Genomic DNA, 13,909 nt, shown 5'->3' with positions numbered 1-13,909 from the left:
GTGATGGAATGAAAAAAACGACTTTACCAGTAGGGATGCACGATAAATTATTCAAACGCGCACGTGTAACCTACAAAATTGAACGAGATATCAGTGATTTCTTGATGAGTCAAGGCTTTAATCGTATCGAAACACCGACCTTGGAACATTTTGAAGTCTTTAGCGATACGCTTAATAAAAATAATTACAATTTTTTTGATAAAAGTGGCGAACTGTTGACCCTTCGTCCGGATATTACTAGTCAGATCGGACGTGTGATTGCTTCAACCCAAGTTGAAACGCCGATTAAATTTTCATATTCAGGCAAGGTCTTCAAATACAATGAAGAAATGCGTGGCTTGATGAATGAGCACACACAAGCAGGGATTGAAATCGTTGGTTATCCAGCTAAAGAGGCGGTCTATGAAGCCATCGCTTCAGCAAAAGCATCGCTTGATAAGGCAGATATCCCATCTTACCAATTTGAGTTTTCACATGCTGGTATTTTACAAACTATTTTTGATGATCTGAGTTTACCAGCTGCAGCGGAAAAAGAATTGGACGTGGCACTTAAAGACAAAAATATCACGCAATTAAATGAGTTAACGAAGAAGTATCCAAGTGAATTTGACGATTTCTTGAAAAACTTGCCTTACCTTTTCGGTGAAAGTCATCAAGTGCTTAGCAAAGCTCGTAAACTTGTCAAAAATGAGGCTATCTTAGCTGCTTTGACTGATTTGGAAGATTTGTTGGCACAAGTATCTGATATTTTACCTGAAAGCAATATTGATTTGGCTCAAATCCCATCCATGCCATACTATACTGGCGTGATGTTCAAAGTCTTTGGGGACAAAGTTCCAGATGCCTTTGCTTCAGGTGGACGCTACGATAAGTTATTTGAACGTTTTGGTGCTAAAAAATTAACAGCGGTTGGTTGGGCAGTAGACATTGATGCCATTTATCAAGCGGTACACGATAGTTTAGAAGGAGGTGCCTGATGGAAAATCAAATTACGATTGCTTTAACCAAAGGACGTATTGAAAAAGATACCGTGAAACTTTTGGAAAAAGCTGGTTTTGACATGTCTTTTATGGCGGATAAGGGACGCAACTTAATTTTTGAAAGTCCAGACAAGAAATTCCGCTTTTTGCTTGTTAAGGCACCAGATGTGACGACTTATGTTCGTCATGGTGTTGCTGATCTTGGGGTGGTCGGAAAAGACTTGCTTATTGAGCATCCGATTGGTTATCTTGAAATGCTTGATTTGAACTTTGGTTTGTGTAAGTTTTCTGTTGCTTCAACGGATGCCTACAAACCACATGACCACAAGCGCAAGCGTATTGCCACAAAATACCCAACAATTGCCACTGATTATTTTAATAAAAAAGGCGAAGATGTTGAAATTATTTCAATTCAAGGGAGTGTTGAGATTGCTCCAGTTATCGGCTTAGCGGATGCTATTGTTGATATTGTAGAAACAGGAAATACTTTGGTTGCCAATGGCCTTAAGGTTTACGAAGATATTTGCCGTATCTCAGCTCGCCTGATTGTTAATAAGGCGGCTTTGAAAAATAATCCAGAAATCATGCCATTTATCCAGAAATTGGAAAGTATCGTTGGAAATGAGGAGGTAGTTTTTAAATGAAAGTTTTAACAGGAACGACAGAAGACATTTCAAAAATTCTCTATCAAGAGCAACTGGAATTAAGCAAAGAAAACCTTGATGTCGACGATGCGGTTCGTCAAATTTTGGAAGATGTCAAGAAAAATGGAGATGAGGCTTTAAAAGCTTACTCTGAAAAATTTGACAAGATTACTTTGGATAACTTTGAAGTGAGTCAAGATTTGATTGACCAAGCTTTTGAAGAGATTGACCCAGAAGTCTTAGAAGCTCTTAAAAACGCCAAAGCAAATATTGAAAGTTATCACAAACAACAATTGGAATCAGGCTTTGAAGACCAACCGACTGACGGTGTTATTCGTGGACAATTGATTCGTCCAATCGAACGTGCAGGGGTTTATGTGCCAGGTGGAACGGCAGCTTATCCATCATCAGTATTGATGAACGTGATTCCTGCGAAGATTGCTGGTGTTAAGGAAATTATCATGATTACACCACCACAAAAACATTTTGAGCCTGCCATTTTGGTAGCTGCTTCACTTGCTGGTGTCGATAAGATTTTTCAAGTTGGTGGTGCTCAAGGAGTTGCGGCTCTTGCTTATGGTACAGAAACGATTCCTCGTGTTGATAAGATTACAGGACCTGGAAATATCTTTGTTGCGACAGCCAAGAAAATGGTTTACGGTCTTGTTGGAATTGACATGATTGCAGGACCATCAGAAATTGGAGTGATTGCTGATAGCTCAGCAAATCCTAAATACGTTGCTGCAGACTTACTTTCTCAAGCTGAACACGATGTACGTGCCCGTGCAATTTTGGTAACTGATTCGGCTGAATTAGCTGAAGCTGTTGAGGTTGAGATTGAAGAGCAACTTAAACGTTTGCCACGTGAAAACATTGCTCGTCCTTCAGTTGAAAATAATGGTCGCATTATCATTGCGGATTCAGTTGATGCGATGTTTGATTTGATGAACCAAGTGGCACCAGAACACTTGGAATTAGCTATGGATAATGCTTATGATTACCTTGATAAGGTGCAAAATGCAGGGTCTGTTTTCCTAGGCCATTTCACAAGTGAACCAATTGGTGATTATTATGCTGGAGCAAATCACGTCTTGCCAACAACAAGTACTAGTCGTTTTTCATCAGCGCTTGGAGTACATGATTTTGTGAAACGAATTCAGTACATGCAATACTCAAAAGCGGCTGTTAATGCGGCTAGTCACGATATTACGACGCTTGCTTATGCCGAAGGTTTGCAGGCTCACGCTAAAGCAATTGAGGTGCGCCATGACTAAGGTAAAAGGATTATTAGTGATGGATGTGGATTCTACACTCATCCAAGAAGAAGGAATTGACTTGCTTGGTGAAGAAGCGGGTGTTGGTGAAAAAATTGCTGATATTACGGCGCGTGCCATGAATGGCGAGCTGGATTTTAAAGAAGCTTTGGATGAACGTGTCAGTTTACTAAAAGGATTGCCAGAGACGATTTTTGATAAAGTTTTAGCTCGCATGCATTTTACAAATGGTGCTGAAAAATTGGTGGCTGAACTTCATCATCGTGGCTATAAAGTTGCTGTGGTATCGGGTGGTTTTCATGAAACCGTTGATGTCTTGGCTAAGCGCATCGGTCTTGATTATGTTAAAGCTAATCGTTTAGAAGTTAAAGATGGCGTTTTGACAGGAAAAGTGCTTGGTGATGTGGTCACTAAAGATGTCAAAAAAGCAAGCCTAATCGAATGGGCAGCTGAAAATGGCTTAGACTTAAGTCAAACCATTGCTATGGGAGATGGAGCCAATGACCTTCCAATGATTAAAACAGCTGGTATCGGAATTGCCTTTTGTGCCAAACCAGTTGTGCGAAAAGAAGCCCCTTACCAAATCAATGAAGCTGATTTGTATAAAGTGATTGATATTTTAGATAGTCAAAAATAGATAAGAGTATCAGAAAGGAGTTGTTATGAGACAAGCAGAGATTGAACGTAATACCTTTGAAACCAAAATCAAATTGAGTCTTAATTTAGATGCTCAAGAACCAGTTGATATTGATACTGGTGTCGGTTTCTTTGACCATATGCTGACTCTATTTGCAAGACACAGTCGCATGTCTCTTGTAGTTAAAGCCGATGGAGACCTTCATGTTGACAGTCACCACACAGTTGAAGATGTTGGGATTGTTTTAGGTCAAGCTTTGAAAGAAGCTTTGGGCGATAAAGCAGGTATTAACCGTTACGGAACGTCATTTGTTCCAATGGATGAAACACTTGGAATGGCAAGTCTTGATTTGTCAGGACGTAGTTACCTTGTTTTTGATTGTGAATTCGATAATCCAAAACTTGGCAATTTTGATACAGAGCTCGTGGAAGAATTCTTCCAAGCCTTTGCTTTTAATGTTCAAATGAATTTGCACTTGAAGGTTTTACACGGTAAAAATAACCACCATAAATCAGAAAGTCTTTTCAAAGCAACTGGACGCGCTCTTCGCGAAGCTATTACCATCAACCCGGAAATTCACGGCGTGAATTCAACAAAAGGTTTGCTTTAATGAAGTAGAAAGGAAAATCAGCCTAAACACCTTTAGTTAGTGGTGCTTACAAGGTTTGATAACTTAGCTTATGATTATTGTAATTGATTATGATGCAGGAAATACTGCTAATGTTTTAAGAGCTTTGAAAAAAATTGGCGTTCAGGCTGAATTATCCAGCGACCCGACAAAAATTTTAGCGGCTAGCGGTCTGATACTACCTGGTGTCGGTGCTTATCCAGCAGCTATGGCTGAATTGACTAAGCGTGGTTTGGTTCCAGTGATTAAAGAAGCAGTTGCTAAAGGAACACCGTTACTTGGCATTTGTCTTGGAATGCAGGTCTTGACTGAGCTCGGTTTAGAACATCAAGAAACAGCAGGTTTTGGTTTTATTCCAGGTGTTTGTAGAGAAATCAAAGCAACCAAAAACATGCCAGTGCCACACATGGGCTGGAATAATTTGACAGTCAAGCATGAAAGTCCTTTAACGGATGGTCTTGAAGGACAGTCTGTTTATTTTGTTCACAGTTATTTTACAGATGTCCCAAAAGAATACATCGATGTGACTGCAGATTATGGCATTGATGTGCCAGCTATGATTCACAAGGACAATGTTTATGGTGCCCAGTTCCACCCAGAAAAATCTGGTGATGTGGGCTTAGGAATTCTAAAAAAATTTATTGCACTGTGTGAGAAATAAGTTTCACAGTATTAGGTAGCATTTTAGAAGAGAAAAGGAGTTTTATATGCAGATTCTTCCAGCGATTGATATCAAAGAAGGACAGGCGGTCCGTCTTTTTAAAGGTGATTTTAATCAAAAGACTGTTGTTAACCCTGATGTTATTGGGCAGTCGAAAATCTTTGCGCAAGCTGGCATTGACTTTATTCACGTTGTTGATTTGGATGGCGCTCTTGATGGACGAGCTACAAATCGTGATTTGATTGCCAAATTGAAAAAAGAATCTGGACTTGGTGTGGAAGTTGGTGGCGGTATTCGCACGCTTGAACAGATTGAAGATTATCTTGCGGTAGGTATTGACCGTGTGATTATCGGCTCAATGGCCGTGAAAAATCCAGATTTTGTCAAAGCAGCCCTGGAAAAATTTGGTAGTGACAAAATCGTTGTCGGTATTGATGCCAAAAATGGCATGGTAGCTACAGAAGGTTGGCTTGAAACCAGTAATGTCGATTACATCAGCTTAGCTAAAGCCATGGAAAAAATTGGGGTGACTCTCTTTGTCTACACTGATGTTGACCGAGATGGGACACTAACAGGACCTAATTTTGAACACTATGAGCGCTTGGTGGCTGAGTTGACAACAGCTAAAGTCATTGCTTCAGGTGGTATTGCTGAGCAATCTGACTTGGTGAAATTGCAGGAAATCGGAGTTGCTGGAACAATCGTCGGTAAAGCTTACTATAATGGCAATATTACCCTTGAAGAATTAAAAGCTTTTGGAGGATAGTTTATGCTGAAAAAACGCATTATTCCATGTCTTGATGTCAAAGATGGACGTGTGGTCAAGGGGGTTAATTTTGTTAATTTAACCGATGTTGGGGACCCAGTTGATGCCGCGCGTGCTTATTATGAAGCAGGATGTGATGAATTAGTTTTCTTGGATATCACAGCAACGCACGAAAAACGTGATACGACAGTTGATATGGTAAGACGTGTTGCGGACCAAGTTTTTATTCCTTTTACAGTTGGCGGTGGTATTCGTTCGGTTGAGGATATGAATAAAATGCTTAAAGCTGGTGCTGATAAGGTGGCTGTCAATTCCTCAGCTGTTGCCAATCCACAACTCATCAAAGAATGTGCTGAAAAGTTCGGTAATCAGTGTGTGGTATCAGCTATTGATGCTCGTAAGGAAGCAGATGGCACTTGGCATGTCTATGTTGCTGGTGGTCGTACGGACACTGGTATTGATTTGATCGAGTGGGCTAAAAAAGTAGTTAGTCTTGGTGCGGGTGAAATTCTTCTAACCAGTATGGATAAAGATGGCACAAAATCTGGCTTTGATTTGGAAATGTTAAATGCCGTTGCTGATGTGGTGAATGTTCCTATTATCGCTTCAGGCGGTGCTGGAAATATTGAGCACATGGTTGAAGTCTTTGAAAAGACAACGGTTACGGGTGCTTTGGCAGCTTCGATTTTTCACTTTGGTGAGGTGTCAATTGCAGATACTAAAGCTGCTATGGCTGAGGCTGGAATCGAGGTGAGACGATGAGTGATATTAAACTTGATTTTGCCAAACAAGATGGTCTTCTTCCAGTCATTGTCACTGATTACAAGACTGGTCAAGTTTTGATGTTGGCATACATGAATGAAGAAGCTTATCGATTAACCTTGGAAACTAAGCAAATGCACTACTGGAGCCGTTCGCGCAATGAACTTTGGCACAAAGGAGCGACAAGTGGTCATTATCAATACGTCAAATCTATTAAAACCGATTGTGATTGTGACACATTGCTTGTGACTGTAAAACAAGAAGGAGCAGCTTGCCACACAGGTGCTTACAGCTGTTTCTTCAATGATATTTTATAGAAAGGAAAACTATGTTAGAAACACTTTATAAAGAAGCCTTAGACCGTAAAGAAAATCCTAAAGAAGGTTCTTACACTAATTACCTTTTTGACAAAGGATTGGATAAGATTTTGAAAAAAGTTGGTGAGGAAGCAACTGAAGTTGTCATCGCTGCTAAAAATGCTGACAAAGATGAAATCGCTAATGAAACAGCAGATGTTTTGTATCACTTGGCTGTCATGCTAGTTGAAACAGGTGTTACAACTGATGATGTAGAAGCTGTTTTGAAAGCTCGTCAAGGCAAAAAAAGCAACGTTCATGACCGACCAGAAATCACAAATTATTAAGCAGAAGAGGTAGGAAAATATTTCCTACCTTTTCTTTATGTTTCTAAAAGCAATCGATTGCATTGATTCTTGGTGTGGTGTTATAAATAAACTAGAATTCGTTGTCTAAAAACGAAAATTATTTTACGAAAACGCTTGCGTAAATGTAAAGTATTTTGTATACTGAAAGCATAAAATACTACTAATTTTAAGACGGAGGTCTTCTATGAAAAAGGTAAGTCGGCTTTCTTTCCCAGAAAAGCGGGAGTACTTTGGGATTCGTAAGCTAAAAGTTGGTGTTGCTTCGGTTGCAATTGCAACAGCTTTGTTTTGGGGTGCTAGATTAACAAGCGTTTCAGCAGATCAGATTACTGCTCAAGTAGCTACTTCAGAAGTAGTTAGTGAGACGCCTTCTCCAGATGATAGCAGTGAAGCACTTCTTGAGTCAGAGAAAGCCGTTGATGTTAATCAAACGATTGAAACAGTTAATGCTTCTGACGTAGTTGATAATAGCGAAAGTCAATCGACTGAGCCAGAGAGTCCAGTGGTAGAAGAAACTGAGCCAGAGTCACAGCCTCAAGAAGTTATTTCACAGACACAAGAGGTTCAAGGAACAGCAGCAACAGCTGAAATTGCTGATGTAAAAACAGTGACAAGTGCTGAAAACAGCAATCAGGTGAATCTCCTGAAATCTTCTCAATCTGATAATCAAGTGTCAAATCCTCCAATTGCTGAAGATACGATTCGTGTGCATTTCCAAGCGGTTACGGATGATAATTACACTCAGTATGGCTTGTGGACTTGGGGAGCTGTAGTTGAACCGTCTGATGGCAATAATTGGCCTGCAGCGGCAACGCCATTTTCAGCAAATCAAAAAGATGATTTTGGTTATTATATTGACGTAAGACAGGCAGCTAGTCACGGTGATATTGGTTACCTCCTTCTTAAAAATGGTGAGAAAACTAGTGACTCTGACCAAAGTATTAAACCTTTATCAAAAGATGTAAATGAAGTTTGGGTTACGTCTGATTTTACGACTTACAGCTATAAGCCGCTGGCAGATGACCGCATCATTCGGATTAATTATAAGCGTGATGATGGTAATTATGACGGTTGGGGTCTCTGGGCTTGGGGCGATGTAGCTGGGCAATTTGGTGCATGGCCATCAGATGCTCTTGATTTCATTCAGGAAGGTGCTTATGGTCGCTACATCGACTTACCTTTGTCAAAATTATTAGACTCAAATATTGGTTTTTTATTGGTCAATCAAAATGACCCAGAAAAAGCAGGCAATAAAACGCTTGATATGAGTTTTTCTGACCGTGATGTTCATAGCCAAATTTTCTTGCATAATGATGATACGACTGTTTACACTAACCCATATTATGTTGCGACGGTGACAGGACAAGATTTTTCAAAAGCGACACCTGGAGTTCACAATATTTCAGTATCAGCAAGTAGCTATCGACCTTTTAATTACAATGAAACTGATTTAATTGATGTAACAGTTACTAATCCAGAAAATGTCGATATCACGCGCATGCAAGTTGACACCACACAAATCGGTGGCGGGATTATTGAGATTTCACCAGAGCTCAATCGTGTCACAATTACAGCAACATCAGATACTCAGCCAGGAACTTATGAACTTCCTGTTCGAGTCTTCGACAAAGACAATGGCTACTATGACACAACAGTATCGGTCACAGTAACGAAGCGTGTCAAACAAGCTGGTGACGTGGATTGGGATGAACAAGTGATTTACTTCATGTTGACTGACCGCTTTTATAACGGAGATCCAAGTAATGACAACCCATATCATCAAGATTACGCTGGCGCAGTTAATCAAGCTGGTGTTTATAAAGGTGGAGACTTTAAAGGGGTGACTGCAAAACTTGATTACCTCAAACAACTTGGTGTGACAAGTATTTGGGTTACACCAATTGTTGATAATATTCCGCAAGATGTTAGCACAGAAACTGGTAAAGAATATTATGCCTACCATGGTTATTGGGCAGAGGATTTTGAAAAGCTTAATCCGCATCTCGGCACGCTTGATGATTTCCATGAGTTAATTGACCAAGCTGCTGAACGTGGTATTAATATCATTGTCGATGTGGTACTTAATCACTCAGGTTATGGTACAGAAGGTAAATTTGCAGGCATGGTGCGTACGCCAGAAGAAGACAAGGGTGATGATATTCAAGGCTCACAATCAGGCCTTCCAGATTTCAAGACAGAAGATGCGGCTGTTCGCAAACAATTAGTTGCTTGGCAGACAGCTTGGCTTGAAAAATCAACAACTGCCAAAGGAAACAGCATTTATGCCTTTCGTGTCGACACCGTTAAACACGTTGATGACACGACTTGGCAATATTTCAAAAATGAGCTAGCGCTAAAAGACGCTGATTTCCATTTAGTTGGAGAAAGTTGGGGTGCCAATTATAAAGATACCAAGGGTGATTTAGGCACTGGTAGCATGGATAGCTTGCTTGATTTTGGCTTTAAAGATATTGCTAAGTTGCTAGTTAATGGTCGCTTGAAAGAAGCAAATGACGAATTGATTGCCAGAAATGATGCGCTCACTAGCGCTTATACCTTGGCACAATTTCTTGGAAGTCATGATGAAGATGGTTTCTTGTATAGCATTGGTGGCGATTTAAATAAACTAAAACTAGCAGCAACGCTCTTACTAACAGCTAAAGGACAACCAGTCATTTATTACGGTGAAGAATTAGGGCAATCTGGTGCTAACAACTGGCCATACTATGATAACCGTTATGAATTTGACTGGGATGACGTGGCTGGAAATGCAATCTTAGAACATTATCAAAAATTATTGGCCTTCCGTCGTGATAACAGTGAGTTGCTGGCGCGTGGTAGTCGCAGTACAGTAGCAGTTAATGATAGCCAAGGTTGGCTTCTTGCCAAACGAGCAAATGATTCAGATGCAGCCTATATTTTGTACAATTTGAAAGACCAGTCACAAAAACTTCACTTGCTTTTGTCTGATGCGGCCACAGTGACTGATTATTACACAGGAACGACTTATCAAGCTCTTCTTGGACAAGATGGTCAGTACTATCTTGATATTGAAGCGCCAGCTATTTCAAAAGGTGGTACCATGTTGCTAAAAGTGTCTGTAGGCGCTATTACACAAGCTTTTATCGCTCAGACAGAAGAAGAGCCAATTGCTGAAAATACGCTGCGCGTTCATTTTAAGACCTTGCCATCAGATGATTTAGCCAGTCTTGGTTTATGGACTTGGGAAGATGTTGAACACCCATCTGAATCTTGGCCAAACGGCGCGATTAACCTTTCTAATCTTAAACACGACGCTTACGGTTATTATATCGATGTGAAATTGGTCGATGGTAATCGTCGCAAAGTTGGATTGCTCATCAATAATACTAGTGGTGAGAATGTTTCAGGGGATAAGCTGGTTAACCTTATCAGCCAAGACATGAATGAAGTTTGGTTTGACGAGGATTATAATGCTAACTATTATGCTCCACTTGAAAAAGGAAAAATCCGTATCAATTATTATCGTAGCGATGGCAATTACAAGAACTTGGCAATTTGGTTGTGGGGAAGTGCAGACAGTTCCATCACAAGTCGTCTAGGTTCTTGGCCTGATGGTGTTGATTTTGAAAACTTTGGCAAATACGGTGCTTATATCGATGTGCCACTAGCTGATTTTAATGAGCTTGGTTTCTTGCTCCTTGATGAATCAAAAGAAGGAGATAGCGCCAAGATTCAACCAGACAATTACACCTTTAAGGATTTAGCTAATCAAACACAAATTTTCTTGAAAGATGAGGATAAAACCATTTATACGAATCCATATTTTGTAAGCACTATTCGCTTAACATCCGCACAACAAATTAGTCAATCAGAACTTGTCGCTGTTATCAGCAATCTAGCAGACGCCGATAAAGCTGAACTCCTAGAAAATCTTAAAGTGACTGATAAGGCTGGCAATGCTGTTGCGATTACAGATATTACTCTCGATAAGGCAAGCAATAAAGTTACTATCACAGGTGATTTTTCAAGTGACGGTCTCTATACAGTAAGCTACAATGGTGATCAATACCAGGCACAGCAAAGTTGGCAATACACAGATTCTAAATATGCCTACGATGGTGATTTAGGAGCGCGTGTTTTTGATAATGGAGCGCGTGTTGATTTGACCGTTTGGTCACCAAGTGCAGATAGCGTTTCTGTTGTTCTTTATGATAAGGATGACCAAACCAAAGTCGTTGGCAAAATCGCTATGACTAAAGGGGATAAAGGTCAATGGTCAGCTAGCCTAACACCAAGTCTTGGTTTAGGGGTTAGTGATTATCGTGGTTATTATTACCATTATGAAATCACTCGCGGAAAAGAGACTGTTCTAGCACTTGACCCTTATGCTAAATCATTAGCTGAGTGGAATAGTGATTTGATTGGAACTGATCCATCTTATAAAGTGGCTAAGGCAGCTATTGTTGATACTAGCGCTATTGGCAATCAAGACTTGACTTATGCGGATATCAAGGGCTATAAAGATCGTGAAGATGCTATTATCTATGAAGCGCATGTGCGTGACTTTACGTCAGATACAGCCATTTCAGAAGAACTTCGCAATCAATTTGGTACCTTTGCGGCATTTGCTGAGAAATTGGATTATCTTCAAAGCCTAGGTGTCACTCATATTCAATTGCTTCCTGTTATGAGTTATTACTACGTTAACGAAGTGATAAATAACAAGCGCTTAACAGATTATGCCTCAAGTAATACAAACTACAACTGGGGTTATGACCCACAAAGTTACTTTGCGTTGACAGGAATGTACTCTGAAAATCCTGCTGACCCAGCAAAACGTATTGAAGAATTTAAAAACTTAATTAATGAAATTCACAAACGTGGCATGGGAATTATCCTAGACGTCGTTTATAATCACACAGCTGACCTTGCTATTCTTGAAGATTTGGAACCAAATTATTATCACTTCATGGAAGCAGATGGCAAGGCTAAGACAAGCTTTGGTGGTGGTCGCCCAGGAACAACTCACTATATGACACGTCGCATGGTGCTTGATTCAATTGCCTATTGGACAGAAGAATTTAAAGTGGATGGTTTCCGTTTTGATATGATGGGTGACTTAGATGCTGAGACTGTTCAAATGGCTTATGACAAAGCGAAATCTTTGAATCCAAATGTTATCATGCTTGGTGAAGGTTGGATTACTTATGCTGGTGATGCCAATGATAGCCGTCAACCTGCTGACCAAACTTGGATGGCACACACAGATAGTGTGGCTTCATTCTCTGATGATATTCGTAATCTCCTTAAATCAGGGTATCCAAGCGAAGGTACACCATGCTTTATTACAGGTGGGGTTAAAAATTTGCAAGAGCTCTTTAATAGCATTAAGGCTCAGCCAAATAATTTTACTGCTGACGATCCAGGTGACGTGATTCAATACATTGCAGCTCATGATAATCTAACCCTTCACGATATTATTGCTAAATCAATTCACAAAGACCCATCAGTAGCAGAAAATGAAGCTGAAATTTTACGTCGTCAACGTTTGGGAAATCTTATTATCTTGACTTCCCAAGGAACAGCCTTCATCCATTCAGGACAAGAATATGGTCGTACCAAACAATTCCGTGATGAAGCTTATAAGACACCAGTAGCAGCTGATCAAGTCCCAGCAAAATCAGATTTGCTAACAAATGCAGATGGTACACCGTTTGAATATCCTTACTTTATCAGTGATTCTTACGATTCGACGGATGCTATTAATCATTTTGATTGGGCAAAAGCAACTGACAGCAAGGCTTACCCAGAAAATGCTAAAACACAAGCTTATACCAAAGGCTTAATTGCCCTTCGTCGCTCAACAGATGCCTTTACCCTTAAGACAAAAGCTGATGTTGATAGCAAGGTCAAACTCATCACCATTCCAAACGAAAACGGAGTTGGTCAAGAAGATTTGATTATCGCTTACCAAACACAAGCAAGTAATGGTGATATCTATGCAGTCTTTGTTAATGCCGACAGCAAAGCGCGTGAGTTTGTCTTGTCAGATGATTACAAAGCTCTTCTTCATGGAGAAGTTCTTGCTGACGCTGATACTGCAGGTGTCGATGCAATCTTGAATCCAAATGGTGTGGCGTTTACGGAAAACAGTATTACCCTTAATCCGCTAACAGCGACAATCCTACGTTTGAGAAAGGCAACTGCAGAAACAGAACGTACTCTTTATGACCAAGCAAGTGGCGTAAGTGTCATTTTAGCTCCAGGTGAACGTGAAGAGATTACACAGATTGAAGTTCATCACAAAGAAACAAATGACAGCCAAACACCAAAAGTTTTGCAAGGTAAAGATTATGATTTGTATGATATCGAGACAGAGGATGCAAACGGTCATGTTGTTAGCACAACTCAAAAAGATCAAGTCATCTTACCAATTGATGCTGGAAAAGCTGTCGCAGAAGTTTTCTATCTTCCAGAAAATGCCCAACCGCAACTTCTAGCCTTTAGAGAAGTTAGCAAGTTAGTGGCTGGACAAGTCGTTAAATTCGTCATCTTCGATGTTGACCACTTCAGCCAATATGGCATTGTTTATCAAGACCAAGTGGCAAAAACTGAAGTGCTAGCAAATTCTAATCAAGCGGTGCAAGCTGCAGCGCCAGCCAAAACTCAGACTGCAGTCCAAAATCAATCTGCTTCTCGAGTCCTTTCTGACCTTCAAAAAGTTGCTGTTGCTGAAAATAGTACGGTTACCTTGCCAGAAACTGGTCAAAAAGATAGTAAAACTCTAACGTTTGTTGGTCTTCTAAGTCTTGCTAGTCTAGCAGTGTTAGAAGTAAAAAGACGTCAAAAAAGTCACTAACATTTAATATCTTACTTTCCTTATACAAAGAACTCCTCTTCTAAAACCGAAG

Annotated in this window: 11 protein-coding genes; all 11 read left to right on the top strand. The window is 40.1% G+C overall.

The annotated features are described in order from the left end of the window. Nucleotides 1–8: 8 nt before the first annotated feature. The 11 genes from BLR83_RS04495 (at nt 9) to BLR83_RS04445 (ending at nt 13,857) form a co-directional block, all read left to right on the top strand. Entirely contained in the window at nt 9–977 is a 969-nt protein-coding gene (locus BLR83_RS04495) for an ATP phosphoribosyltransferase regulatory subunit (RefSeq protein WP_074560618.1), read from the top strand. Then, nucleotides 974–1,624: an ATP phosphoribosyltransferase gene (hisG, locus tag BLR83_RS04490; protein ID WP_200796320.1), complete on the top strand. Its 651-nt coding sequence runs from the start codon at nt 974–976 to the stop codon at nt 1,622–1,624. The genes BLR83_RS04495 and hisG overlap by 4 nt, the downstream gene beginning before the upstream one ends. Next, complete coding sequence (gene hisD, locus BLR83_RS04485; RefSeq protein WP_074560616.1) at nt 1,621–2,898, top strand: histidinol dehydrogenase; 1,278 nt, start codon at nt 1,621–1,623, stop codon at nt 2,896–2,898. The genes hisG and hisD overlap by 4 nt, the downstream gene beginning before the upstream one ends. Further along, complete coding sequence (gene serB, locus BLR83_RS04480; protein ID WP_074560615.1) at nt 2,891–3,535, top strand: phosphoserine phosphatase SerB; 645 nt, start codon at nt 2,891–2,893, stop codon at nt 3,533–3,535. Before hisD ends, serB begins: the two co-directional genes overlap by 8 nt. A gap of 25 nt (nt 3,536–3,560) precedes the next feature. Next, nucleotides 3,561–4,145, top strand: a complete 585-nt coding sequence (hisB, locus tag BLR83_RS04475; protein ID WP_074560614.1) for an imidazoleglycerol-phosphate dehydratase HisB — start codon at nt 3,561–3,563, stop codon at nt 4,143–4,145. A gap of 70 nt (nt 4,146–4,215) precedes the next feature. Next, nucleotides 4,216–4,824: an imidazole glycerol phosphate synthase subunit HisH gene (gene hisH / locus BLR83_RS04470; protein WP_074560613.1), complete on the top strand. Its 609-nt coding sequence runs from the start codon at nt 4,216–4,218 to the stop codon at nt 4,822–4,824. A 46-nt stretch (nt 4,825–4,870) separates the two neighbouring features. Beyond that, nucleotides 4,871–5,590: a 1-(5-phosphoribosyl)-5-[(5-phosphoribosylamino)methylideneamino]imidazole-4-carboxamide isomerase gene (hisA, locus tag BLR83_RS04465; protein WP_074560612.1), complete on the top strand. Its 720-nt coding sequence runs from the start codon at nt 4,871–4,873 to the stop codon at nt 5,588–5,590. 3 nt (nt 5,591–5,593) lie between these two features. Then, complete coding sequence (gene hisF, locus BLR83_RS04460) at nt 5,594–6,352, top strand: imidazole glycerol phosphate synthase subunit HisF (protein ID WP_074560611.1); 759 nt, start codon at nt 5,594–5,596, stop codon at nt 6,350–6,352. Continuing rightward, nucleotides 6,349–6,669 carry a phosphoribosyl-AMP cyclohydrolase gene (gene hisI, locus BLR83_RS04455; RefSeq protein ID WP_074560610.1) on the top strand — a complete coding sequence of 107 codons (321 nt, stop codon included), beginning with the start codon at nt 6,349–6,351 and terminating at the stop codon, nt 6,667–6,669. Before hisF ends, hisI begins: the two co-directional genes overlap by 4 nt. Nucleotides 6,670–6,680: 11 nt before the next feature. Then, nucleotides 6,681–6,995: a phosphoribosyl-ATP diphosphatase gene (gene hisE / locus BLR83_RS04450; protein WP_074560609.1), complete on the top strand. Its 315-nt coding sequence runs from the start codon at nt 6,681–6,683 to the stop codon at nt 6,993–6,995. Between the two features lie 205 nt (nt 6,996–7,200). Next, nucleotides 7,201–13,857 carry a pullulanase gene (locus BLR83_RS04445; RefSeq protein WP_074560608.1) on the top strand — a complete coding sequence of 2,219 codons (6,657 nt, stop codon included), beginning with the start codon at nt 7,201–7,203 and terminating at the stop codon, nt 13,855–13,857. Nucleotides 13,858–13,909 lie beyond the last annotated feature (52 nt).

Source organism: Streptococcus equinus (assembly GCF_900101445.1).
In the GTDB taxonomy this organism is placed as follows: domain Bacteria; phylum Bacillota; class Bacilli; order Lactobacillales; family Streptococcaceae; genus Streptococcus; species Streptococcus equinus_B.
The sequence above is the reverse complement of the archived record's forward strand: the minus strand, read 5'-3'. Positions and strand labels throughout refer to the sequence as shown.

What these genes read in the sequence shown, in the direction of transcription:
- hisA (WP_074560612.1), top strand. Translation starts at nt 4,871, where the DNA reads ATGCAGATTCTTCCAGCGATTGATATCAAAGAAGGACAGGCGGTCCGT.
- hisI (WP_074560610.1), top strand. Translation starts at nt 6,349, where the DNA reads ATGAGTGATATTAAACTTGATTTTGCCAAACAAGATGGTCTTCTTCCA.
- hisE (WP_074560609.1), top strand. Translation starts at nt 6,681, where the DNA reads ATGTTAGAAACACTTTATAAAGAAGCCTTAGACCGTAAAGAAAATCCT.
- hisB (WP_074560614.1), top strand. Translation starts at nt 3,561, where the DNA reads ATGAGACAAGCAGAGATTGAACGTAATACCTTTGAAACCAAAATCAAA.
- hisD (WP_074560616.1), top strand. Translation starts at nt 1,621, where the DNA reads ATGAAAGTTTTAACAGGAACGACAGAAGACATTTCAAAAATTCTCTAT.
- BLR83_RS04445 (WP_074560608.1), top strand. Translation starts at nt 7,201, where the DNA reads ATGAAAAAGGTAAGTCGGCTTTCTTTCCCAGAAAAGCGGGAGTACTTT.
- hisF (WP_074560611.1), top strand. Translation starts at nt 5,594, where the DNA reads ATGCTGAAAAAACGCATTATTCCATGTCTTGATGTCAAAGATGGACGT.
- BLR83_RS04495 (WP_074560618.1), top strand. Translation starts at nt 9, where the DNA reads ATGAAAAAAACGACTTTACCAGTAGGGATGCACGATAAATTATTCAAA.
- hisH (WP_074560613.1), top strand. Translation starts at nt 4,216, where the DNA reads ATGATTATTGTAATTGATTATGATGCAGGAAATACTGCTAATGTTTTA.
- serB (WP_074560615.1), top strand. Translation starts at nt 2,891, where the DNA reads ATGACTAAGGTAAAAGGATTATTAGTGATGGATGTGGATTCTACACTC.